Here is a 24,223-nt window from a genome sequence, read left to right as displayed (position 1 = left end):
AGCTGTTGTTTGTTACTGATCGCCCGCCGGGGGGCATAGACCCGCGCGCGTTTGTCGTCGGCACACGCCGATGCCATCCGGCGTGCGCGTCCAGCGATCGTGACGCTGTTGAGCATTCATCGTCTTCAATCCAAGGAAAGCCTGCATGACGACACTCGTTCGACGCACCGTCGGCACCACCTGCCGCCTGGTCGGCTATTTGCTCGTGGCCCTTGCGTTGCTGATCGCAGTGCTCGTGATTCTGTTTGTGACGTTCGACTACAACCGTGCGAGGCCCTGGGTCGACGACAAGGTGTCGGCGGCCATCGGCCGTCCGTTCGCGATCGAAGGGGATTTGCGCCTCGACTGGCGACGTCCCGTCGGCGAGACAGGCTGGCGCGCATGGGTGCCCTGGCCACGCTTCTCGGCCAGGCAGATCCAGGTGGGCAATCCCGACTGGACCCAGCGAAAGCAATTCGCCACGCTCGACGAGATCGATTTTGAAGTCAAGGTGCTGCCGCTGCTCGTGCGCCGAATCGTCGTGCCATCGATCAATCTCGTGAATCCGTCTGTCGATCTCGAACGCCAGGTCGACGGGACCAACAACTGGACGTTCCGCCTGCCTTCGTCGAGCAGCCCGAGCGAGTGGAAGCTCGATCTGCACGATATTGCGTTTCAACGCGGGCAGATTGCGCTCGACGATGCGCAGAACACGCTGTCGCTCGATGTCATGATCGACACGCTCGGGCAGCCCATTCCCATTGGCGACGTACTCAAGGAACAGGAGAGCGAGTCCCAGGCCCAGTCTGCGCAGGTGATCGGCGCGGCCGGCGCGGCGAAGCTCGCGAAGCAAACGACCGCGGCCTCGTCGGCAAGCGCGGTCGAAGAATCGGTGACGCAGCCCGAAACGCATCCTTCAGCGACGGCGTCCGCCGCCGAACAAGGGGGCCCGGCCGCATCGTTCGCAGGGGCGGCCGCTGCATCCGCAGTGCCCGAATCCGCTGCGCGGGCGGCGAACGCCAACAGCAGCGCGCGTACCCCCAGCCAAGGCGCTCAGGCCTCAGGGTCGAGCCCCGCGAGTCAGGGCGTGGCCGTTCGCAACGCGGCTGACGGTCAGCCGCTGTATGCGCTCGGATGGTCCGTCAAAGGCACCTATAAAAAGCAGCCGCTATCGGGTACCGGCAAAGTCGGCGGCATTCTCGCGCTTCAGGATGCGTCGCGTCCGTTCCCGATCCAGTTCGACGTACGCATCGGCGACACGCGAATTGCAGTGGTCGGTACCCTCGGCGATCCGGCGCATCTCGCCGCTCTGGATCTGAGGCTCTGGCTTCAGGGGCGCAGCATGGGCCAGCTTTACGCGCTGACTGGCGTCGCGTTGCCGGAGACCCCGCCATACGCGACCGACGGGCATCTGATCGCGCGCTTGCGCGGCGATCCCGTGTTTCGCTACGAGGATTTCACCGGGCGCGTCGGGGGCTCCGACCTGAATGGCACACTGGTCTTCCGGATGCAGAGCCCGCGTCCGCTGCTGACGGGTTCGCTCGTCTCGAACCTGCTCCAGTTTTCCGACCTGGGCCCGATCGTCGGCGCAGACTCGCGCGCCAGCCGGCTGCAACGCGGCGATACGCAGTCGCAGCCTGCGGGCAAAGTGCTGCCGGTCGAGGAGTTCAGAACCGATCGATGGAAGACCCTCGATGCGGATGTCCGCTTTACGGGGCGCCGGATCATCCGGTCCAAGGCGTTGCCGATCAACGATCTGTACGCCCACGTGCTGCTCGATAACGGCGTGTTGACGCTCGATCCCTTGCGCTTCGGCGTGGCCGGCGGATCGATCGCGGGCACGATTCATCTCGACGGATCGGCCGATCCGCTCGCCGGCCGCTTCGCGATTGCGGCGCGGCACTTGCGTCTCAAACAGCTGTTTCCGACGTTCAAGCCGATGCAGACGAGCCTCGGTGAAGTCAATGGCGACGTGGCGCTCTCGGCGATCGGGAATTCACCCGCGCGCCTTGCCGCAACGTCCAATGGCGAAGCACGGCTGCTCGTCAACGACGGTGCGATCAGCAACACGCTGCTCGAGGAGGCTGGACTGAATGTCGCCAACGTCGTGTACAACAAGGTCTTCGGCGACAAGACCACCCATATCGAGTGTGCGGCCGCCGACCTCGTCTTCACCAATGGCGTGGTCGAGCCGCGCGTGTTTGCGCTCGATACCGACGATGCATTGATCAACGTCGACGGCAAAGTCGATCTGCGCGACGAGACGCTCGACCTGAACGTCCGTCCTCATACGAAAGGCTTTCGGATCTTCTCGCTGCGCTCGCCGCTTTACGTAGACGGAACGTTTGCCCGGCCCAAGGCCGGAGTCGACATTCCTCTGCTGGCGCTGCGCGGCGGAGCCGTCGTCGGACTCGCACTGATCAATCCGTTCGCCGCGCTGATTCCCTTGCTCGCACCGAGCAATGTCAGTGCATCGCCATGCTCGCAGATGTTCGCGCGCATGCAGTCGCTGCCGACGGCGCCTGAGCCAGGCGTCAAGGAACCGCCACCCGGCAAGGCGAGTGCGCCCGCCAAGTCACGCGCTCGCGTGGCGGCGCGCGGTGCCGCTTCGGATCTGGAGCAGAACAAGCCCTGAGACGTCGAACGCTGTTTTCAGTCTTCGAGGCGCAGGCCGACCTTGATCGTGACCTGCCAGTGCGCGACTTTGCCGTTCTCGATGTGGCCACGCGTTTCGACGACTTCAAACCAATGCAGGTTGCGCAATGTCTTGCCTGCCTTGGCAATCGCGGTTTCAATGGCGTGCTGAATCGACTGAGGTGACGATCCGGTGATTTCGATGGATTTATAAACATGTTCACTCATGGCAGCACCTTCGGGGATGGACATTGCCGGGACAAATGTTTCAATCCGTCGCAATGTGTTGGAAATCGCACGCACCGGATGCAGCTTAAGCGGTCCGCGCGGATGAAGACTCCTGCAACCGAGCCCGTTGAGTACGCAGACCGCGTGCCATCCGGATGCACAGGCACCGAAAAAACGGGCAAATCGTCGTTTGCGCGACGGATTTGTGTCTTTTCGTGTAATTCTTGATTTCGCGTTTGATAATGCGCCGCTATGCTTACGCAAAATGACAAACGCAGTGTCCTCCTCGCCGGTATCGTTTCATCATGAGTAAAGCTGAAAATACGTCCACCGTCGCACAGGTGGCAGACAAACTCGCAATGAACATCGTTGCGGGTCAATACGGGGAGATCCTTCCGCCACAGGAAGAGCTCGCGCTCAACTTTGGCGTGAGCCGGACCCTGATGCGCGAAGCGCTGTCGATGCTGCTCGTCAAGGGCATGCTCGAGATGCGTCCGCGCCTGGGAACGCGCGTGCTGCCTGAACGCGACTGGAAGATATTCAACAAGGACGTGATCGACTGGTGCTTCGCAGCGACGCCGGATCAGGAGTTTCTCGGCGATTTGCTCGATCTGCGCGCCGTCATCGAGCCGCGTGCCGCTGCGCTGGCGGCAACGCGTGCCACCGCGGCCGACAAAGCGGCGTTGCGTGCTGCGATCAACGGCATGCATGCGTGGCCGTCAACGAGCCCCGAATTTGCCGCGCATGACCTGGATCTGCACGTCGGGATCATTCGCGCGAGTCATAACCAGTTATTCATTCAGCTCGAAGTCATTGTTCGCGCGTCGATTGCGACGATGATTCAGATCGTCAATCCGAATCCCGGTATTACGACAGCGGCGGTCAATGCGCACGAGCGTGTCGTGAAGGCGATCGAGAATGGGGATCCTCAGGAAGCGGATGCCGCGATGCGCGCGCTCGTCGATCGTGCGGCGAACAATGTAGAAGAACGCCTCGGCATCGACGTGCAGCGGTGGAATCCCGATGCTGCGCGCGCGGCCAAAAACGCGCAATCAGGCAGCTGAGTCATTTAGCTCAGTCGGGCAGCTCAGTCAGGAAGCCCACTCAGGAAGCTCACTCAAGCACCTGAAACGCGCATGTCGAACGAGGGTGCAGATGCACCCGTCAATACGAAGCTGAACGTACCTCAGGGTGCGTCGTCGGGAGCTGACGGCGCGAGTTGCCCCGTACTGCCTGACGCACCGAACTCCGACAGCACTTTCTTGCGCGCCAGGCTCGCGAAAATCAGAAAGCCCAGTCCGTTGGCTTCGTACCAATAGCCGCCGTTTTCCAGCCCGCCGATCGACTGTTCGAGTGCGTGCTCGATCGAGTCGAGACATGCGTTGCGGAGGTCTTCGATTTCGGGGTACGGAGGCTGTGCGCCGCGCACGGGGCATAGCAATACGTCCAGACCCGGGAGAATATGGGCGTAAAGCACAGGCTCATCATGGGCACGTGCACGCGCCAGCTTCGAATTGAGCTGGCTGAAGGGCTCGCAGCGTTTCACTGCGAGCAAATACGAATCGCCGGCACTCTCGCGCCGACGCTTGTTCGGGATCGACATTGCTAGACCTCGCACCGGCTGAGAACGAGAAGGCAATCGCGCCCGCCTTGCGGGCTTCGCGTCACGGTTCTTTATAGCACAAGCAAATTCGCGCCGAGCGCGAATTCTTTTGGGGCGCGTACGCTATCGTCTGCGCATTGGCCGATGTCGCATGCGACGTTCCTGACCCCTTCATTGATCTCTACCGGTGCATTGCCGATAATCTCTCATCTTCCTGCCGTGCGCGCGCATGAACCTATTGACGAAGGGCCTGCTGCTGATTGCGATTCCGAGCGTACTCGAGCTCGGCGTGCTCGGCTTGCTGCTCGACAAGCAGGAGGATGCGACCCGCACGCAGACCTGGGAGCTGCACAGCCGCCAGGTGATCGATCAGGCCGCCACGCTGATCGAACCGTTGCTGCGCGAATCGTCGCGCGTCTACGGCGCGGCCATTACCGGCTCGACTCAACCGCTCGTTGACGACGAGCCGTGGAAAGACTTCGACAGGCGGCTTGCGTCCTTGTCGTCGCTCGTGGCCGACGATCCCTTGCAACTGGCGCGGCTGAGCGCGATTGGATCGCTGGCCAAGCAGTACCGGGAGTGGGTCGGCCGTTACACGGCGCTCGTCGGTGCCGGAGAGCCATCGGGATATGTCCCGATGCTGCGTCCCGACAACGATGGCGACGTGTTGCTTGAGCGCATGCACGCGTCGATCGGTACGTTCAGCGCGCAGGAAGACGCATTGCACAACGCGCGGGGCCGCACGCTCGATCGCTTGCGCGACATTCAGAAGTCCGGGCTGATCCTCGCAGCGCTCGGCTCAATCCTGATCACTGTCCTGTCGGCCTTCTTGTTCACGCGGCACATCAGCCTGCGTCTGGCCACGCTGGGTGAGAACGCACAGCGTGTGGCCGACGGACTCGAACTCGCGAGCCCCATCAAGGGCAAGGACGAGATCGCCGCGCTCGATGCGATCGTTCACGACACGAGCCGGCGGCTGAATGCCGTCGAGCGTGAGCATCGCGACTTGTCCGACGAATTGCGTGAGCGTGGCGCACAGTTGATCGAGGTCAATCAGCACCTCGTGGCGCAAACGAGTGAAAACGAGACGTTCGTCTACGGCGTGTCACACGATCTGCGCTCGCCGCTCGTCAATCTCCAGGGTTTTTCGAAGGAATTGCTCGTATCGTGCGCGAGCCTGCGCGAGGACATCGAACGCTCGTCGATGTCGGAGGTCCAGCGCGCGCAGGTCAGGCAGCTCGTCGATGGTGAGTTCGCCGAATCGTTACACTTCCTGCAGAACGCCGTGATGCGCGCGACCAATATCGTCGATGCGCTGTTGCGCTTGTCGCGCGTCGGCCGGCTCGACTACCAGTGGCGTCAGGTGCGTGTGGACGCGATCGTCGAGCGTGTCGTCAGCGCGATGCGGCAGACCATGCGCGAGCGCGGTGCGGAGATCACGGTGCGTGCGTTGCCTTCGGTCTGGGGCGATGCCACGACCATCGAACAGATCTTTGCCAACCTGATCGGCAATGCGCTCAACTATCTGGACCCCGCGCGGGCCGGCCGTATCGAGGTCGGTGTGAAGCTGGAACCCGTTGCCGACGCGCAGGCGCCGCGCCGTCCCACCCATGTCTTCTATGTCAGGGATAATGGTCTGGGGATTCCCGAACGCTACCTGCCGAAGATGTTCAGCGCGTTTCAGCGCCTGCATGGCAATGTCGCCAAGGGCGAGGGCATCGGATTGGCACTGGTACGGCGCATGGTCGAACGGCACGGCGGGCGCGTCTGGCTTGAATCGAAAGAGGGCGAGGGGTCGACATTCTTTGTCGAGCTGCCCGCCGAGGCGCCGCGCGACGCGGCCGGGCGCGACGTCCGCGCACGCTCGGCGGAGGACACCGCGGCATCTGCGACGAGTACGTCGGAGACCGCAGCGGCCCCGGCCGGGGTATCTGGGGCAGTCACGCCTTCGCCCGCAGTGACGGGGCCCGGAGCGTCCGGGCCGTCCGCTCGCGACATCGGCACCGCTCAATCAACCTGAGGACAAGTTCATGAAGAACGGCGAAACGGTCGGAATCATCCTGATCGAGGACGATGACGGACACGCGACGCTTGTCGAGCGCAATCTGCGCCGCGCCGGCGTCACGAACGGCTTCACCCGGTTTTCCGACGGACAGGAGGCGCTGGACTGGTTCTTCAATGATCCTGCCTATCCCGACGGACGTCCGCTTGCGAACGTCGTCGTGCTGCTCGACCTGAAGATGCCGCGCGTCGACGGCATCGAGGTGTTGCGCCGCCTCAAGGCGTCGCCGAGCACGGCGGCGCTGCCTGTGATCGTGCTGACGACGACCGACGATCCGCGCGAGATCGAACGGTGCTACGAGCTGGGCTGCAACGTGTACGTGACCAAGCCCGTCGAATACGATGCCTTTATCGAAGCCGTTCGGCGCCTGGGATTCTTCCTGCAGGTCGTCAAGCTTCCACAGCCCATGCGGCCGTGAGCGCGGACGCGTCTGTGCCAGGAGACTTCCGCGTGAACGCCGACGCACCATCCGCGACCGTTTCGTCGATGCGCGGTACTGCACACGTGCTGCTGCTCGACGACGATGAGGGGCTGCTCACGCTTGCGCGGCGCATTCTGGTGCGAGCCGGGCATCGGGTGAGCGCCGTCGCCGATACCGAAGCGGCGTACGCCGTCGTGCGTGACGATCGGCCCGATCTGTTGCTGATCGACTACCAGCTTGGCGGCCCTGAAACGGGACTGGATTTTTTCCGGCGCATTGCCGGCGACGGACGTCCGATGCCCGCGATCCTGCTGACGGGCTTCACTGACGAATCCCGCGTGATCGAGGCCTTGCGCGCCGGCGTCGCGGATGTCGTGCCCAAAACCGGCGCCTATCTCGACTACATGCCGGAGGCCGTGTCGCGCGTGCTCGAGCAGACACGACTGCGTGACGCACTCGCGCAGGCAGAGTTGCTCAGTGCACGCGAGGAGGAGCGCGAACGCCTGCTGGCATCCGAACAGGCCGCGCGACAAGCTGCGGAAGAAGCGAATCGCGCCAAGGATCGCTTTCTGGCCATGCTTTCGCACGAACTGCGTACGCCGCTGTCGCCCGTGCTGGCGACGGCAACTCTGCTCGAACGCATGAGCGCGCTGCCTGAGGCGGTGCGCGCGGACGTGCGGCTCATTCGCCGCAATATCGAACTCGAAGCGCGCCTGATCGACGACTTGCTCGACCTGACGCGCGTGGCCAACGGTAAATTGCTGCTCGCGCTCGAATCCGTCGATATCCACGAAACGATCGACGCGGTGCTCACCTTGTTTCGGGACGATATCGACTTCAAGCGCCTGCGCGTCGTGACGCAATTTTCGGCCCGGCGTCATTGGGTACGTGCCGATCGTGCACGTCTTCAGCAGATGCTCTGGAACCTCTTGCGTAACGCGGCCAAGTTCACGCCCGAAGGCGGCACGATCACGCTGCGCACGCGCGACACCGGGGTCGCGGCGGGCGCCGGATCGATCGAGATCGATGTCGAAGACACCGGCATCGGCATCGAGCCCGAACGGTTGTCGAAGCTGTTCAATGCGTTCGAACAGGGCTCCGATACGATCTCACGGACCTTTGGCGGCCTGGGTCTGGGTCTGGCCATCACACGTGCACTGGCCGATGCGCACAGCGGCCATGTGACGGCGCATAGCGACGGGCCGGGGCAGGGAGCGCGGTTCACGCTCTGTGTGCCGCTGGCAGCCGAACCTGCGGCCGTTCCCGTACCCCATGACGATCGGGCACAAGCGTCGGCGCGTGTCCTGCGCATCTTGCTGATCGAAGATCACGAAGACACGGCCGAAGTCATGGCGCGGCTGCTCGAGAGCTACGAGCACGAGGTGACGATCGTCGGCCGGCTCGATGCAGCGCAGGCTGCATGCGAACAGCAGACATTCGATCTTGTCATCAGCGATCTGGGCCTGCCGGACGGCAGCGGGCTCGACTTTGTGCGGGCGTTCCGCCGTTCGAGCGAGGCGCCGGCGATCGCGCTCACCGGCTATGGGATGGACGACGATGTGCGTCGTTGTCTCGACGCGGGCTTTTCAGCCCATCTGACCAAGCCCGTCAGTATCCACCAGCTCGAACAGCTGCTGGCCGATGCGGCGCAGGGCGCGGCGACAGGTCGTTGAACCGGCGGTCGGCGCGAAACCCACTGGCGGGGCGACCGGAATGGCTCCGGCTGCACCGCCAGCCGATGGGTTCACACCGCTGGCACGTGCATCTCAACTCTTCGTCTTGAGTTCGTCGCGGATCTCGCGCAACAACAGAATGTCTTCGGGCGTGGGCGCCGGTGCGGCCGGTGCCGGTGCTTCCGCGGGCTCGCGCAGCTTGTTGATGAACTTCACCATCAGAAAGATGATGAACGCGAGGATGATGAAGTTGATGACGACGGTGATGAAGCTGCCGTATCCGAGCGCTGCGACGCCCGCGGCCTGAAGGTCTTTGTACGAGTCGGGATTGCCCTTGAAGCTCGCGGGAATGTCACCGAGACGAACGAACTTGTTCGAGAAGTCGAGGCCGCCCGTCACGACACCGACGATCGGCATGATCAGATCCTTGACGACCGAGTTGACGATGCCGGAGAACGCCCCGCCGATGATGACACCGACGGCCAGATCCATGACGTTGCCCTTGACCGCAAAGCTCTTGAATTCCTCAATCATGCTCATTCGAAACCCCCTTGTTGAAATGTCCGGACTCATGCGGAGTCGCATCGAGCGAAATCCGCCCGTCAACTGCGTCGTTCAGGGCGCAGGATGCCCCGACTTGCGCCGATAGGCAAATGCCTACATCACCCGAGTCAGGTTGGCCAGCACTGAGCGATCCACCCACAGCGCGAGTGGGGCGGCCGTTGCGGGTTATTACGAAAACTGAAAAAATGTAAGGACTTGAAGGAAAAGGGGAAAGAGGATGGATACCCTGCAGAACATGCGGGTGTTTATGCGGGTGGTCGAGACGGGCAGCTTTACGGCGGCGGCGCAACAGATGGCGACGACGACCGCGCATGTGTCCCGCTCGATTTCCGACCTCGAGACACATTTACGCACGCGGTTGCTCAACCGCACGACGCGCCGGCTCGCGCTCACCGAGGCAGGCGAGCGGTATCTGCTGCGCTGCGAACAGATCGTTGCGTACGTCGATGAGGCCGAGGCCGAGGCGCGCCATGCCCAGGCGCGGCCCGCCGGGACCTTGCGCCTGCACGCCATGTCGAGCCTCGCCCAGCACTACCTGATTTCGGCGATCGCGCGGTATCACGAGAAGTACCCGGACGTGTTCGTCGACCTGACGCTGTCGCAGCGCATGCCCGACCTGCTCGAGGAAGGGCTCGACGTGTCGGTGATCGTATCGTCGCAGCTGCCCGACTCCGGATTGATCTCGCAGAAGCTCGGTGAGTCGCGGACCATCGTCTGCGCATCGCCGCGCTATCTGGCGCAGCGTGGCACGCCCGCAACGGTCGAGGAACTGGCCGAGTACGATTGCGTTCAGCTTCAATCGGCCGCGGTCTATGCGAGCGATCGCTGGGCTTTCACGGGGCCCGACGGCGAACAGACGGTGACGGTGCGCGGCCCGCTGCGAGTCAATGGCGCCGAGTCGCTGCGCCAGGCACTCGAAGAAGGCATGGGTATCGGCCTGTTGCCGGCCTTCACGGCACTCGAAAGCCTTCGCCAGGGCACGCTCGTGCGCATCCTGCCCGAATACGCGCTGCCTGCGCTGTCGGTCTATGCCTTGTATCCGTCGCGTCAGTATCTCGACGCCAAGATCCGCGCGTGGATCGAACTGATCCGTGCTGAGGTGACCGAGGCCATGACAGCCGATGACGCCGAGCTGTGCAGCCTGCCTTGTGCCAGAGCCGGAGCGGCGGCCTACGCCGTGGCGAAGTACGAAGCGGCGCAGGCGCTCGCCTTTGCGGAAGCGGATGACGCACTGCGCGACCACGAGCCGGAATAGCGCGTGGGCATGACGGGCACGCAACCTGCTTGAAACAGCCGCTTGCAGTCCTCCTTCCACGAGTCTAAGGACGCCGTCATGCCGCTGTTGAATCTCGCCGAAGGGTCACCTTTTCCGCTCGGAGCCACGTGGGACGGCAAGGGCGTCAATTTTGCGCTTTTTTCGGCGAACGCGACCAAGGTCGAACTGTGCCTGTTCGACAAGAACGGCCGCACGGAAACCGACCGCATCGAGTTGCCCGAATTTACCGATGAAGTCTGGCACGGGTATATCCATGACCTCGCGCCGGGCACCGTGTACGGCTATCGGGTGCACGGCCCGTATGAGCCTAACGCCGGCCACCGCTTCAATCCCAACAAGCTCTTGCTCGATCCGTATGCCAAGGCCCATGTGGGCACATTGAAATGGCATCCGTCCGTGTTCGGCTACACCATCGGCCACAAACAGGGCGATCTCTCTTTCGACAAGCGCGATAGCGCGCGCAATGTGCCGAAGTGCAAGGTCGTCGACACGACGTTCACGTGGGAGCACCCGAGTCGGGTTCGCGTGCCCTGGGACCGGACCATCATTTACGAGACCCACGTACGCGGCTATACGAAGCGGCATCCACAGGTGCCCCTCAAGCTGCGAGGCACGTTTGCAGGCCTTGCGAGCCGCCCGGTCATCGATTACATCAAAGGGCTCGGCGTCACGACGATCGAGCTGATGCCGATCCATGCGTTCCTCAACGACAGCCACCTGCTCGACAAAGGGCTGACGAACTACTGGGGCTACAACACCATCGGCTTCTTCGCCGCCGATCCGCGTTTCTACTCGGACGGCAGCGTCAACGAATTCAAGCAGATGGTCGACCGGATCCATGAGGCCGGTCTTGAAGTCATTCTCGACGTCGTCTACAACCACACCGCCGAAGGCAATGAACTCGGTGCGACGCTGTCATTCAAGGGTATCGACAACGCGTCGTACTATCGGCTGATTCCCGACAACCCGCGTCACTACATCAACGACACGGGCACGGGCAATACGCTGAACCTGTCGCATCCGCGCGTGCTGCAGATGGTCACCGACAGTCTCCGTTACTGGGTCACGGAAATGAATGTCGATGGTTTCCGGTTCGATCTTGCGACCATTCTTGGCCGTGAGCCGTACGGCTTCGACGAAGGCGGAGGCTTCCTGGACAGCTGCCGTCAGGATCCGATCCTGTCGAGCGTCAAGCTGATCGCCGAGCCATGGGATTGCGGTCCCGGCGGCTATCAGGTCGGCGGGTTTCCCCCGGGCTGGGCCGAGTGGAACGATCGCTATCGCGATACGGTGCGCGCGTACTGGAAGGGCGACGAAGGGACCACGGCCGATCTTGCGACCCGGCTCACTGCGTCCGGCGACAAATTCAATCGGCGCGGCCGCCGTCCGTGGTCAAGTGTGAACTTTATCTGTGCGCACGATGGTTTCACATTGAATGACCTGGTCTCGTACAACGACAAGCACAACGACGCGAATGGCGAAGAGAACCGCGACGGTCATTCCGACAACAAGTCGTGGAACTGCGGGGAAGAAGGGCCCACGGATAACGTCGACGTGCGTACCCTGCGCGAAAGGCAGAAACGCAATCTGCTCGCGACGCTGCTGTTCTCCGCAGGCACGCCGATGGTGCTCGCCGGCGACGAATTCGGCCGCACGCAACAAGGCAATAACAATGCGTATTGCCAGGACAACGAGATCAGCTGGGTCGACTGGGAGGGCATCGATGACGATGGGCGTGCGCTGACCGACTTCGTTCGCAAGCTCACGACGCTGCGTCATACCTTGCCCGTGCTGCATCGCAATCGCTTCCTGACGGGCGAATACAACGAGAAGCTCGAGGTCACCGACGTCAAGTGGATCGATCCGAACGGCGCGGTGCTCTCCGACGAGCAATGGGGCGATCCGCTGATGCGCTGCTTCGGCATGATCATCGACGGCCGCGCTCAGGCAAGCGGCATTGTGAAGCCGGCATCCGATGCGACCCTGCTGCTGGTGTTCAATGCGTATCACGACGTGGTCGACTTCACCTTGCCCGATATTCCGGGCAGCGATCAGTGGACGTGCCTGATCGATACCAATGCACCCGTCAGAGAAGAACTGCCTGAGTTTGACGCCGGGAATGTCTATCAGGTGACGGGACGTTCGTTGTTGTTGTTCGCGCTGCATGCGCGCGGCGAGACGGCGCGTATCTTCCGGCGGCTTGAAGGGGCGTTGACGGAGTAGCGGGATCGCCGTGCGGGCGCTCAGCGTCGCAGAGCGAGACGGAGTCTTCGCGCATACGCAGCCGCACATTGGCGTCACTGCATCGATGTGATTGCGTTGATGTGATTGCATATGCATCACCCCGTCTGCCGGGACCCGTTCACGGGCCCCGGCAGACGGCTGCTTCAAATCGCTGTAAGGACCATCGCGCTGCGCCGACCAAGGGCATATTCTTCGAACAACTGCCCCGGAGGCCGTCATGCACCGACCTGCGATACACCCTGCTCGTATGCTTCGTTCCGCCGTCACGCCCGCGGGCTTCGCGCTCAGGGCGCTGACCGCAGCCCTGGCACTGACAGCCAGTATCACTGCCGCATCCGCTACAACCGGCGGTGCAGGAGGGATGTGTTCGGCAACCAGCCCGGCGCACCGCGCCGCGCTGATCGAGCTCTATACGTCGGAGGGATGCAGCAGTTGCCCGCCGGCCGACGACTGGCTGGGCCGGCTGGGTGCCGCGGCCAATCCGCAGATGATCGTGCCCCTTGCGCTCCATGTGACCTACTGGGACAGCCATGCGTGGCGTGACCGGTTCTCCGACGACCGATTCGATGCTCGCCAACGTGAACAGTCCCATCGCGCCGGCGCCCATTTCGTCTACACACCGCAGGTGCTCGTCAGCGGAGAAAGTCTCACGGACTGGTCGAGCCGTACCAGCTTCGAACAACGTGTGAAGGCGATCGTGGTACAGCCATCGCCGGTCGACATCACGCTGGCGTTGAGCCGGTCGCCCATCGATGCGTCGATGCTCGATGTCGAGGCGACGATTCACCCGTCTGCTTCGTTGCCATCGTCGGCGCGTACCGTGATCGCGCTGTATGAGAACCGGTTGAGTTCGAGCGTCGCGGGCGGCGAAAACGAAGGCCAGAGCCTGCATCACGACTATGTCGTGCGCCAATGGCTCGATCCGGTGCCAGTGGGAAGCGGTGCGACACTCAAGCGTCAGTTCCGACTCACGGGCGACCTTGCGAGTGCTCCGGCTTCCACATTGGGTGTCGTCGCGTTCGTCGAAGATGCGCAGACGGGCGAGGTGCTTCAAGTGGCTCGCGTGGCGATGTGTGAGTAGCCGGTGTCGGTAAGGCGCGGGAACACCGCTTCGAACTGGGTCGCGCGCGGTTGTCGGTTCGTTGTGTGACCGCGACCTTGAGCTCGAATTTGAGCGTGAGCTTAAATTTGAGCTTCAATTAACCATGCCGGATGTGGATTCACAGGCCGGTCTTCGAACTGCGATCCGGGCACGTTTGCACCGGAAAGCCGCGTACTGACGAGCATCTGACTAGATCGGCCTGACCAGATCTAACGTCAATCGCGTTTTTCGAGTCCCGATTACTCCGAAAATCAAAAACAATATTCAATCAAAGGGAATGTCGCATTAATGCTTTTATTTACGGGGCGACATGTAATTGATTAAAGGTTTGTTCTAGAATTTCGCAAGCCGGACTGTCCGCTCCCGATCACGCCGTCGACGTGATCCGCGCCCGGGCGGGGTGTCCGGCTCCATACGGGGTTCCACGAAGTGAACAAGCTGAAGTTCTGGTCGGTGGCCTGGCCGATCGGCACCGAGATGGTGTTGATTTATGGCGTCGCGTTTATCGACATGTTTTTCCTCAGTCGTATATCCGACTCCGCGGCGAGCGCCTTCGGTGCGTTGAATCCCTTGTTGATCATTCTGGTCCTCGTGCTCAAGCTGATTGCACAGGGCGGCGGCGTCGTGGCGGCACGGTTCGTCGGAGCGGGGGATCGCAAGCGGGCGCGCGATGCGTACACCTTCATTCTGACGACCAATATCGGCCTCGGCGCGATCGCTGCCGGGACCATCTTTGCCCTTCAGGATCGGATCGGCGACTGGCTGGGCCTGACGGGCGAGACAGCGGAATACGCGCGGCAGTATCTGAGCCTGTACTGGATCGTCTTATTCGCGATGGGCTTTCGCGTGGCGTATGCAGCAATCGCTGCGTCGATCGGCATGACGCGCTGGAGCATGATGGGTTTTGCGGCGGGCAATGTATTCGGTATCACGCTGAATTGCGCGTTCGCCTACGGATGGTTCGGCGCGCCACACTTGGGTGTGCTCGGCGTGTTGGCCGCGGCGTCCGTCAATTACTTCGTTAACGTCTGCGTGCTCGGCTATTGCGTACACCGCAAGATGCGCGTTCGCCTGGCGCTCAGCGCGGGAACAAGAGCGAGATTTTTGGAAATGGTACGGCCGGTGCTGACGACGGCCATCCCGATGACGTTGGAACCCGTGTTTTTCAATGCGTTTCAACTGACGTTGACGAGCATGATCGTGCGCATGGGCAACGAGGCTTTGGCAGCGCGGACGTATGCGCTGCAAATTACGACGTGCATCATTTTCTGGTCGCTCTCGATTGGCCAGGCGACGCAAATCATGACCGCGAATCGCATCGGCGCGCGGGACTATGAGCAGGCGTACGTTCGCGTGTTCAAGAGTCTTCGCTATGCAATCATCGGCGCGGTCGTATTCACGTCGCTCGTGTATTTCAATGCGCGGTCGCTCTATCACTTCTTCACCAACGACCCGGCGGTAATCCACCTCGGCGTGCAGATCGCGGCCATCGGTTTTGTGCTCGAAGTGGGGCGCTGCTTTAACGTGGTGTGCGCTTCATCGCTGAGTGCGGCAGGCGATGCAAAGTTTCCCGCTTCAATGGCCGTGATCTTCAGCTGGTTCGTCGGCTTGCCGCTGTGCTGGTACATCGGCGTACATCTCGGGTATGGGCTGGTCGGTATCTGGGTCGGCATGACCATTGAAGAGTGTGTGCGCGGCGCGTGCAATTTCATGCGCTGGCAACGGCGGGGATGGATGAACGTGCACACGAGGCGTGAAGGGCACGGCGCGACGCTTGCCTGAGATCGCGTGCGCTTGACGGGCGTGCGGCACCCCTGCCGCACCCCGTCGCATCGAGGATTGCAACCGGGCGGGAGCACACAGCCCCCATCCGCTATGGCGAAGCGAGTCTCACATCGACTTTGCCGACCTGCACGGCGACGCCCGGCGCGCGACTCAGATCCGCTAAAACGGTGATCTGGCCTGATTAATCCTCATGATGTATTGAGATAATCCTCATGCTATGGTTCGCCTCGGCATTCGACGGACATTTTCCATTTTTAAATCATTTTGACTGCATGACAGAAGATTTCGTCAACTATCGGATGATTCGAATTGACGTCGAGTAATGCGAATGAATGCGAGTGGGCATCGTATTATTCGCAGACGGTCGCGAGATTTGTCAGCGTGAAATTGATATTCGCTGAGGCAATATTAACGTCGACGCATTGATGCGAGCGGTATCAATGCGTTCATGTTCGGCCCGCTGGCAAACAGGCCGCGGAGACATGCTTGATCCGATCTCCCGAGGTTTGTGCGTGATTGTTTGGTGTGCGAACTGCACGTGATCTGAAGGCATGCGTACGTTTGGTGAATTGCATTGATTGTGCGGAAACGATTTGGATTATTAATTTTATCCAGCACGTTTATTCAATCTCTTATTCTTTTTCATTGCTGCTAAGATGGGTTCAAGGCGTGCTTTGAGGTTTAATGACGAGGTCTATTTAAATATGTCAGCGCACCCGCATTGGTTAATGCGCATCTTGATTGATCACGGGGTTCAAAAGCTCAGCCGGCCGATTTTCTATTAACGAAATCTCCCGCTCGTTCGAAATCGGACACGACTTCGCTGCGGGATGTAGTCTGCGCGATTCGATCTCACAGGCGGGTATTCGATCGCGAAGTGAAACCCCGCGCTCAGCGTTTCGAACGGAGGTGTGTCGTGATGAAACCGAGAATTACTGCAGATCAAGCTCGTGGATTGCAATTGACCAGACGGGTGGCACGTGCCAGACGCATGGCGCAGGTTTCCGCCGCACCGTTGCCGGCACCCACTGTCCCGGGTGCATTGCAGCCCGATACGCTGCTCCCCGGTGAAATGCTCGAAACCGGGATGCCTGTCCAGATCGACAACTATCAGACCGCCAGGGACAAGGATGCTGTCGTTCTGTATTGGGACGGCGACGCCGAGCACGGCACGGTGGTGGGTTCGGCGTATATCCCCGTCGCATCGACCCAGGCATGGCCGATAAAAGTGACCGTGGATGCGACCTACCTTCAAGACGACGGCATCCATTCTCTGATGTACGTCGTCACGTCGGCGTCAACCGAGACTCAGACTTCGCTTACTACAACGGTCAAAATCGACAAGTCCGCTCCGAACAACGATATCGCCGGAGATCCGTTGATTTATCCGGCGGAGATTGTCAGCAACGGTGTGACGCCGGAGTACCTGGACGCGCACGGCGATCAGGTTGTCGCTACTGTACCCGCGTATGCAGGGATGGAAGCCGCGCAAACCGTGAAAACGATGTGGGGCGCTTTCGTGGCAAACACGGCGCAGGTGACCTCGGCCGATGTCACCGCGCAGGCCGTGTCGGTCACGATCGGGTCCGACACGATCTACGCCGCAGGCGAGGGCACGATCAGTACGACGTACTACCTCACGAGCCGTGCCGGGTTTCCGGGGCCGGCTTCGACAGATTCGCCTGTCGCCGTTGAGCTGTCTCCGTCCCCCAAAGACTTGCAAGCGCCTCAGGTGCCATTGGCAATTGATGGCAGCGTCGATCTGCCGGACGCCGATACGGGCGTAACCATCGAAGTGGGCGCGTACACGAATATCCTGGCGGACGACATCATCGCAACGAGCTGGGGTGCGACGCTGCTGGATCAGCATGTCGTCTTTTCGATAGCCGATTTTCCCGTTGTGGTGACCGTGCCCAGAAGTATCGTGATCACGACAGGCACAGGGAGCGTTGACGTCACCTACCAGGTGATCAGGGGCGCCGCATCCTTCGACTCGCCGGTGAAGCAGGTGGCAGTGAACGTCGATCATGCGGGCCCTGCGGACCCCGCGCTGGCCTCGATCGTCAATGAGGCGCTGCTCGCGCCGAGCGTCATGGGGCAAAGCGCAAATATCAATGCGCTGGGCCTTGCTGATGCCGGTCAAGCCGCAACGGTGACGGTAGGGATGTATAGCAACGCGGCGACGGGAGATCGAGTGACGGTGTCCTGGGGGGATGGCACCCAAGCGAAGCTCTTGCCACCTTACGCCCTCATCGATTCAGACATTTCAGCAGGCACCATACCGAACTTCACGGTGTCACCGACGATCGTCGATGGAACGCCGGAGACGTCGGCATGGCCCGTCTTCTACATGTTGAGCAACTCGGCAACTTCAGGTGACCCGCCGAACCCGGTCTATTCACCCAGTGCCATGGTCGCGGTCAACCTTGTTGGCCCGGGGGGGCCGGCAGGTCTTCTGCCTCCCGTCTTCCCGGACGCCAACTCGGCGGGCTATCTGGGCTACGACGAGGTGAAAAACGGCGCGAACGTGAAAGTCAATGTGTACGCCAATATGGCTGTGGGCGACAGCGTTGTGCTGTATTGGCAAGCGTTCAAAACGACGAACGCAACAGACGGTTCAGAGATCACGGGTACCGGATACGTCAGCGCCAAAGTCACGGTCGGCATTGCGGAAACAACGCGGGGCATTTTGTTTGTTGTGCCTTACGACGCCTACATCGCCCCGATCGCGACATCAAGCGCAACCAAAGACGGTGCAGCGCAAGCCTACTACGTGGTGACCCAGGATGGAGACGCTTACACATCCGCGGTCGGGCAGATCAGCATCGACCTCATCAACGCGCGCGTGTGACACCGCCGTCTGGCGTGTCAATAAAGCTCGAAGCCTGGCAAGACGGATCACGAAGTCTGCGAATGCGTGGATCGAATGTGCCCGTGCAGTGAAAATCAGAAGGTGAAATGAACGTTACGAAAACAAGAGCCCTGGAGGGCATTAGCGCAGAAGCGCCCCGGATGCTGTTCACGAGGACACGCATGCGCGACGCGATTGGAGTCATGTTCCTCGCAATCAGCGTCGGAGCGCGAGGAACAACGACCGTGGACGGAGTCGCCATGACCGTCACCGCGTCGACACCTCCCACCGATTATTCGGTGATCTACGGTGGCTTGTTGACCCTCGAGCCCGGTGCCTCGGCGACCCGGATCGTGGTGGCGGGAGCCAGCTTGCAAATGAACGGTGCCACGGTGTCGGGCAACACGTCGGCGAACAATACTGCCGCGGTCGAGGTGCATCAGGGCGTGGCGACCATCGCAGGCTCCACAGTGTCCAACTCCGTCGAACGGGCATTGCTGGTCACCGCGGACGGTAACGTCAATTCGCCCACTTCCGTCCTGGTCGAGGACAGTACGCTAACCGGCGGAACGATGGGCGGGTCGGTCGGTGCGAATGCGGGAGTGACGGTGACCGGAAGCAACGTCTACGGTACGGCGCCGACTGGCGCGGGCTTTGCGGTCGACGGTGGCGTCCTCGTCGTCAAGGATCACTCTACGATCAGCGGTGTCGAAAACGGCATTGTATTCGGCACGGAGGCCGTTGCGCCCGGTGACACGGAAGGCTTACTCACAGTCGACAACGCCACCGTGACGGGGCAGACCGGCAGTGCGATTGTTGTGGGCGGTCCCGCGGGCTCGCAAGCCAACGGTGCAGGCGCAACGATCACGATCCAGAACGGCGCTTCGGTGAAGGGAGGTAACGGCCAGTTGCTCACTGTCTATGCGGACAGCCACGCGAGCTTCACCGTCGACAACTCGAGCCTTCAGGGAGATATCGTCGTCGACGATGGCGGTGCGGCCGAGGTCACGATGCGCAACGCCGCAAACATCACGGGGGCAATGAGCAACGTCGAGTCCCTGATGCTCTCGGACAGTGTCTGGATGATGACGGCTGACTCCACCGTCACGAACATCAGCGCATCGAACGGATCGATCAATACGGGTTCGAGCAGTCTTGCCACGCAGACGATCTCCGGGTCCGGCTCTTTGACCTCAGACATGGCGAAGGTCAGCACCGGACCGTCCGTGCATGTTGCAGACACCATGTCGGGGCAGTGGCAGGTCGCGGTGACGGATGAACAACACAACTACGCGGAGGGAGCGCTCCAGCCTTCGTACACCGTCGCCCAGGTCGACGGCGCCAATACCGCGACAGTGCACGGTACATCGGATATCGGCGCGTACCGCTACACGAGTGGGGTCGATGCCAAGGGGAACGTCGTGATCATCCAGGATACCGACGGCGGCGGAGGGGACAGCGGCGGAGAGGGTGGTGGTGGTGGTGGTGGTGGTGGTGGCGGTGGTGGTGGCGGGGCAGAGCCGCCTGGCAAGCCCGCATTGAATAGCGGCGCCACTGCCGCTGTCGATGCCATGTCGGTTGCATCCGTACGCGCCATCTGGGACACCCAGTTTTCTGCTCTCCACTTACGGCAGCAGAATCTTCGGGACTTCACTCCGGGGCAACTGTCCGGAACCTTCTGGGCGCAGGGTTACGGCGGCGACTACAAGCTGGACAATGGATACGGATCCGGTACGGGCGACACGTTCGACACCACCGTCCAAGGACTGTCGATCGGCTTCGACAAAGTCTTGCATCACACGCAGGACGCGGACGTTGTCGGTGGCATTTATGCGTCGTTCGCCAACGAAGACCGAAGCGCTGATGAAAGCGAGGGCGGCATGCACGGTTATTCGGTCGGTGCTTACGGCACCTGGATGCATCGCTCAGGCTGGTACGCCGAGGGCATGGTCGCCTACGGGAATTTCGACAACAGCTTCAGCGCGGTTTATCACGGCGATCCACGTGTGTCCACCGTGTCCGCCAATGACTGGCGTATCGCATCTGCGGCGGTTGCGTTCGAAGTCGGACGTGAGTTCCTGCTTGAAGAAGGCTGGAGTGTGCAGCCGGCAATGGGCATGCGGTACTTGCATCAGGGCAGCCAGCACTTCACGACGGACCTCGGCCACCAGGTGTCGTCCGACGGCATCGGGTCTGCGGGCATCAACACGTCGGTCACGCTGGCGAAGACTTTCGAAGACGGCGGTTCTCGGTATCGCCCTTATCTGCGCCTGGGGTATGCCAAAGAGTTCAAGGGAACTCAGAGCGTTCAGTACGCTGGCGCGTCGATCGACTCGACGCTCGATGCCTCGCGATTCTTCGTCAATGCGGGTGTGTCGGCAAACGTCGCAAAGCGGCATTCGGTATTCGTCGACTATCAGTACGAGAAAGGGCGCAATCTCGAGAACACTTATCTCGTGAACGTCGGCTATCGCTATACGTTCTAGGAATGCGTTCACATCGCGGTGTCATATAGAGGGGAATTTGTGTCGTAACGTATCATCCCTGCGCGAGGTGCCCGATCGTCGTGCGAACCGGGGGTTTCGCCAACACGAAGAGGAGTGCGAATGATGAAGCCTTCGATGAACCAGTTTACGTCGCGAGACGCGAGGGAGACGCTCCCGGTGCTCTCCGTTCCCGACGCAACCCCGATTCCGCTGGACGAGCCTCAGTCATCGCTCTATGGCGTCGGCATCGCGGATACAAAGACCGGGCTGATCGTTGTCGTGCCCGCCTATTCAGCGATGAAGGCGGGAGACGACGTGGCAGTCTATTGGGGAGAAACACCGGTGCTCGCCGTCAGTACGCCCGTCACCTATGACAATGTCGACGCTGACCTTGTCATGACGGTGCCGCACGACCTGATCGTCGACGAGACGTCGCAGCCGTTCTATCGGATTACGCGTACAAGCAATGTGATGTCGGATTCCCCGCAACGCTATATCGATGTCCGGCTCTTGCGACCGGGTGGTCGTGACCCCGTTCTGCTCACGCCGTACAACGAGAATCTCGCCGCGCCGCAACTTCCCGATGACGTGGTCGTCAATGGCGTCGATGCGGCGCAGGCCGCACTCGGCGTCAGGGTGACCATTCTCCCGTACGAGAACATGGCGCAATACGATGATATTCGCCTCGTTTGGGGAAGCTCGCAGATCCATCACACGGTGCTGGCCACAGAGGTCTACAACCCGGTCGTGATCGTTGTGGACAAGGACGCGATTCTTGCTGCGGGTGATGGTGACATTGAAGTCATGTATCAGATTATCGACGTCGTCGGGAACATCTCCGACGGGTGGTCGATGTCGGCGACGGTCCGGGTCGTGGCCAGTTCGGCCGCGCTCGACGCGCCCATTGTGAAGGACGCCAACGCCGAGGGCGTGCTGGATCTTGCCGCGCTTGGTGACGCAGACGCGGTCGTGCAGGTCACGGCGGTGGACTTGCCGTTTCAGGTCGGCGACACGATCGCCTTGCTTTGGGCGGGGTACGCGGCGAATGGTGTGAGTGTCCCCTGGACCGGCTCGAAGAAGGTGACAGCCGTGCCGCAAATCGTCGAGTTCGCGGTGCCGAACAAGACCGTCGTCGCGATCGCGCAAGGTTTTGCGGACGTGTCGTACACGCTGCTAAAGCAGACGGGGGCGCCGTTGCCCTCGAAGCACACGCAGGTTCGGGTCTCCGGGCAGGCAGCGCTGTTACCGCCGCCGTCGGTCGAAGAGGCTGTGGGGGGCGTGCTGCCCGCGGACGTGCCGTACGCAACCGTGGTCGTGCAACCTTACCCGGGCATGACGGCAGGCGATGCCGTGCAGCTTGTCTGGTCGGGGACGCGAGCGGACGGTAGTCACACGGACTATCGTACTGCGTTGCCGGTCAGCGGCAATCAGGCAAACAACCCCGTGATGTTCACGGTGCCTGCCTCGGAAGTTTCGACGCTCGCTTATGGCAGCGTCGACGTATCGTATCGTGTCGTTCCTTCCAGCGGTACCGAACAGGATTCCGAGGTACTGACGCTCAGAGTCGGTACAGCGGTTGCGTCGCTGCCACCGCCGACCGTGGAGGAAGCGCAAGGCGGCACGCTTGCGCACGACTTGCCGAAGGCGACAGTCGACATTCCAGTCTATTCGGGGATGGCTGCGGGCGACACCATCAATCTCCAATGGCGGGGCGACGCAACCGGGCTCTATTCGGACTATTTTCCTGTCAATACGGCAACGGTGGGTCACGTTGTGAAATTCTCCGTCCCCTCAGCCGACATCTCCCCGAACCATTCCATTCGGGTGAGTTACAGCGTAACGCGTGAGACATTCGTCGTGGGCACCTCGGCGGTGGCCTCCTACACGATTGTGACGTCGGGAACCAACGCCGGAAAGCTCGTGGTCATGGGGGCACGTTCGGTGCGGTCGTTCCTTAGCTCGGTCCCGACGTGCAGGTCTTGCCTGACCGCGCTTGATGCTGACAGCCTCCAGCCGATCGTCGCGACCTGGCAATATGCGGGCTCGACGGATTCGAAAGCAGCACAGAATTTCAACGACATCGAACCTGCCAGACTACTGATTGTCACGACGAGCGACAGTCAGTTCGTACTCAACGGGGCGAATCTGTGTGCGACTTACGGATCGATGGTGGCGAGGCTCGACGACGGTTCAGTGGTGGGATGGGCGAGTACGAGTGTTCCCGGTGACATCGCCGAAACTGCCGCTGTCGTGGAGATTTCTGCGACGGCGAGCGCCTATGCGGCACGCCTCAGCGATGGCAGCGTCGTTGGCTGGGGAAACGCCAGTCATGGGGGCACGGTTCCGGGTGGCGTACTCGATTTGCAGGATATCGTCGAGGTCGTGGGCAATGACGCGGCGTTTGCTGCCCGACGAGACGACGGATCGGTCGTTGCATGGGGTGACGCTCTTTCGGGCGCCTCGCTTACGGCACAGATCACAGACTTGTGCAACGTACGCAAGCTGGTTCCAGCGGGAGCGGCGTTTTGCGCTTTGTGTCTGGACGGTTCGGTCAAAGCCTGGGGCGACACCGCACGTGGCGGCGCCGTGCCGTTGAAAATCGCCGGCTACCAGAACATCGTCGACGTCGTTGGCGGCGGGAATGCCTTTGTCGCAATACGTGCGGACGGATCGCTTGCCGCGTGGGGCAACCAGACTTATGGAGGGCTGCTATCGGGTGAAGCCGCGCTCATCCGTGATGCAGTCAGCGTGGTTGCGAGTGCCAGGGCATTTGCGGTGCTAAGGAGCGACGCAACGGTCATCGCCTGGGGCGACAAGTATAGTGGTGGCGCTCTGCCCGATGACGTCGCCGCGATAGCGGATATCGTAGCCGTGACGGCAAATGACGGCGCCTTTGCAGCAAGGCGCGCCAATGGCACCGTGGCCGTCTGGGGGGATGGCGCTTGGGGGGGCACATCGTCAGTGACCCAAACCGGCGTCGTGAACATCACAGGAGGGTTTCAATCGTTTGTCGCCCTCAGCAGCGACGGCACGATGACAAGCTGGGGAAACCAAGCGACTTTTCCGGTGCCTCCCTATCCCGCCCTCAGAGCCGTGTACGGCGGGGTTTCCTGCTTCGCCGGACTGTACGGTCAGGGAAGCGTCTTGACATGGGGCGATAGCGCGCAGGGCGGCGACAGTAGTGCGGTCAGCGACCTTCTCGACGGTTACGTCTCGTACGAAGCTGTCCTGGCGTCGCGCCGCGTCGGCACTCACCGCGCGCGCGAAACGCAGGCACATCAACGCCGAACCCGACCGTCGCTCACTGATGCGTGA

15 protein-coding genes are annotated in these 24,223 nt (G+C 61.5%); 12 read left to right on the top strand and 3 right to left on the bottom strand.

The features are described from left to right. Positions 1–145 precede the first annotated feature (145 nt). Positions 146–2,614 (top strand): AsmA family protein, encoded by a 2,469-nt coding sequence (locus ACMFWR_RS10885; RefSeq protein ID WP_413191691.1) that lies wholly within the window; start codon positions 146–148, stop codon positions 2,612–2,614. A gap of 17 nt (positions 2,615–2,631) precedes the next feature. Here ACMFWR_RS10885 and ACMFWR_RS10880 read toward each other — a convergent pair whose 3' ends face one another. Then, positions 2,632–2,841: a dodecin gene (locus tag ACMFWR_RS10880; protein WP_413191690.1), complete on the bottom strand. Its 210-nt coding sequence runs from the start codon at positions 2,839–2,841 to the stop codon at positions 2,632–2,634. Positions 2,842–3,146: 305 nt separating this feature from the next. On the opposite strand from ACMFWR_RS10880, the gene ACMFWR_RS10875 reads away from it, so the two are divergent. Beyond that, positions 3,147–3,905, top strand: coding sequence for a FadR/GntR family transcriptional regulator (locus ACMFWR_RS10875; RefSeq protein WP_413191689.1), 759 nt, complete (start codon positions 3,147–3,149; stop codon positions 3,903–3,905). 122 nt (positions 3,906–4,027) lie between these two features. Here ACMFWR_RS10875 and ACMFWR_RS10870 read toward each other — a convergent pair whose 3' ends face one another. Further along, positions 4,028–4,444 (bottom strand): hypothetical protein, encoded by a 417-nt coding sequence (locus ACMFWR_RS10870; protein WP_413191688.1) that lies wholly within the window; start codon positions 4,442–4,444, stop codon positions 4,028–4,030. Between the two features lie 229 nt (positions 4,445–4,673). Here ACMFWR_RS10870 and ACMFWR_RS10865 point away from each other — a divergent pair, with 229 nt between their 5' ends. The 3 genes from ACMFWR_RS10865 (at position 4,674) to ACMFWR_RS10855 (ending at position 8,600) form a co-directional block, all read left to right on the top strand. After that, the gene (locus tag ACMFWR_RS10865; RefSeq protein WP_413191687.1) at positions 4,674–6,464 is read left to right on the top strand and encodes a sensor histidine kinase; all 1,791 of its coding nucleotides are present in this window, start codon (positions 4,674–4,676) and stop codon (positions 6,462–6,464) included. A 10-nt stretch (positions 6,465–6,474) separates the two neighbouring features. Next, the gene (locus ACMFWR_RS10860) at positions 6,475–6,924 is read left to right on the top strand and encodes a response regulator (RefSeq protein WP_413191686.1); all 450 of its coding nucleotides are present in this window, start codon (positions 6,475–6,477) and stop codon (positions 6,922–6,924) included. Positions 6,925–6,992: 68 nt separating this feature from the next. After that, entirely contained in the window at positions 6,993–8,600 is a 1,608-nt protein-coding gene (locus ACMFWR_RS10855) for a response regulator (protein WP_413194849.1), read from the top strand. A 93-nt stretch (positions 8,601–8,693) separates the two neighbouring features. Here ACMFWR_RS10855 and mscL read toward each other — a convergent pair whose 3' ends face one another. Then, positions 8,694–9,140 (bottom strand): large conductance mechanosensitive channel protein MscL, encoded by a 447-nt coding sequence (gene mscL, locus ACMFWR_RS10850; protein ID WP_413191685.1) that lies wholly within the window; start codon positions 9,138–9,140, stop codon positions 8,694–8,696. A 241-nt stretch (positions 9,141–9,381) separates the two neighbouring features. Here mscL and ACMFWR_RS10845 point away from each other — a divergent pair, with 241 nt between their 5' ends. The 7 genes from ACMFWR_RS10845 to ACMFWR_RS10815 all read left to right on the top strand — a co-directional run bounded on the left by ACMFWR_RS10845 (position 9,382) and on the right by ACMFWR_RS10815 (position 24,223). Next, positions 9,382–10,419, top strand: coding sequence for a LysR family transcriptional regulator (locus ACMFWR_RS10845; RefSeq protein WP_413191684.1), 1,038 nt, complete (start codon positions 9,382–9,384; stop codon positions 10,417–10,419). A 78-nt stretch (positions 10,420–10,497) separates the two neighbouring features. Then, a complete protein-coding gene (glgX, locus tag ACMFWR_RS10840; RefSeq protein ID WP_413191683.1) occupies positions 10,498–12,663 on the top strand; it encodes a glycogen debranching protein GlgX in 2,166 nt (721 codons plus the stop codon). A 268-nt stretch (positions 12,664–12,931) separates the two neighbouring features. Next, positions 12,932–13,765 carry a DUF1223 domain-containing protein gene (locus ACMFWR_RS10835; protein ID WP_413191682.1) on the top strand — a complete coding sequence of 278 codons (834 nt, stop codon included), beginning with the start codon at positions 12,932–12,934 and terminating at the stop codon, positions 13,763–13,765. Between the two features lie 450 nt (positions 13,766–14,215). Next, positions 14,216–15,568 (top strand): MATE family efflux transporter, encoded by a 1,353-nt coding sequence (locus ACMFWR_RS10830; protein ID WP_413191681.1) that lies wholly within the window; start codon positions 14,216–14,218, stop codon positions 15,566–15,568. A 994-nt stretch (positions 15,569–16,562) separates the two neighbouring features. Next, positions 16,563–18,422, top strand: coding sequence for a hypothetical protein (locus ACMFWR_RS10825; protein WP_413191680.1), 1,860 nt, complete (start codon positions 16,563–16,565; stop codon positions 18,420–18,422). 260 nt (positions 18,423–18,682) lie between these two features. Then, entirely contained in the window at positions 18,683–20,908 is a 2,226-nt protein-coding gene (locus tag ACMFWR_RS10820) for an autotransporter outer membrane beta-barrel domain-containing protein (RefSeq protein WP_413191679.1), read from the top strand. 135 nt (positions 20,909–21,043) lie between these two features. Beyond that, the gene (locus ACMFWR_RS10815; protein ID WP_413191678.1) at positions 21,044–24,223 is read left to right on the top strand and encodes an RCC1 domain-containing protein; all 3,180 of its coding nucleotides are present in this window, start codon (positions 21,044–21,046) and stop codon (positions 24,221–24,223) included.

Origin of the sequence: Pararobbsia alpina, assembly GCF_965118125.1 — a bacterium.
Taxonomy (GTDB): domain Bacteria; phylum Pseudomonadota; class Gammaproteobacteria; order Burkholderiales; family Burkholderiaceae; genus Pararobbsia; species Pararobbsia alpina_A.
Note: the sequence above shows the minus strand (reverse complement) of the source record. Positions and strands in the feature narration are given on the sequence as shown.

What these genes read in the sequence shown, in the direction of transcription:
- ACMFWR_RS10845 (WP_413191684.1), top strand. Translation starts at nt 9,382, where the DNA reads ATGGATACCCTGCAGAACATGCGGGTGTTTATGCGGGTGGTCGAGACG.
- ACMFWR_RS10815 (WP_413191678.1), top strand. Translation starts at nt 21,044, where the DNA reads ATGAACCAGTTTACGTCGCGAGACGCGAGGGAGACGCTCCCGGTGCTC.
- ACMFWR_RS10875 (WP_413191689.1), top strand. Translation starts at nt 3,147, where the DNA reads ATGAGTAAAGCTGAAAATACGTCCACCGTCGCACAGGTGGCAGACAAA.
- ACMFWR_RS10825 (WP_413191680.1), top strand. Translation starts at nt 16,563, where the DNA reads ATGGCGCAGGTTTCCGCCGCACCGTTGCCGGCACCCACTGTCCCGGGT.
- ACMFWR_RS10835 (WP_413191682.1), top strand. Translation starts at nt 12,932, where the DNA reads ATGCTTCGTTCCGCCGTCACGCCCGCGGGCTTCGCGCTCAGGGCGCTG.
- ACMFWR_RS10880 (WP_413191690.1), bottom strand. Translation starts at nt 2,841, where the DNA reads ATGAGTGAACATGTTTATAAATCCATCGAAATCACCGGATCGTCACCT.
- ACMFWR_RS10860 (WP_413191686.1), top strand. Translation starts at nt 6,475, where the DNA reads ATGAAGAACGGCGAAACGGTCGGAATCATCCTGATCGAGGACGATGAC.
- ACMFWR_RS10820 (WP_413191679.1), top strand. Translation starts at nt 18,683, where the DNA reads ATGACCGTCACCGCGTCGACACCTCCCACCGATTATTCGGTGATCTAC.
- mscL (WP_413191685.1), bottom strand. Translation starts at nt 9,140, where the DNA reads ATGAGCATGATTGAGGAATTCAAGAGCTTTGCGGTCAAGGGCAACGTC.
- ACMFWR_RS10865 (WP_413191687.1), top strand. Translation starts at nt 4,674, where the DNA reads ATGAACCTATTGACGAAGGGCCTGCTGCTGATTGCGATTCCGAGCGTA.
- glgX (WP_413191683.1), top strand. Translation starts at nt 10,498, where the DNA reads ATGCCGCTGTTGAATCTCGCCGAAGGGTCACCTTTTCCGCTCGGAGCC.
- ACMFWR_RS10885 (WP_413191691.1), top strand. Translation starts at nt 146, where the DNA reads ATGACGACACTCGTTCGACGCACCGTCGGCACCACCTGCCGCCTGGTC.
- ACMFWR_RS10855 (WP_413194849.1), top strand. Translation starts at nt 6,993, where the DNA reads ATGCGCGGTACTGCACACGTGCTGCTGCTCGACGACGATGAGGGGCTG.
- ACMFWR_RS10870 (WP_413191688.1), bottom strand. Translation starts at nt 4,444, where the DNA reads ATGTCGATCCCGAACAAGCGTCGGCGCGAGAGTGCCGGCGATTCGTAT.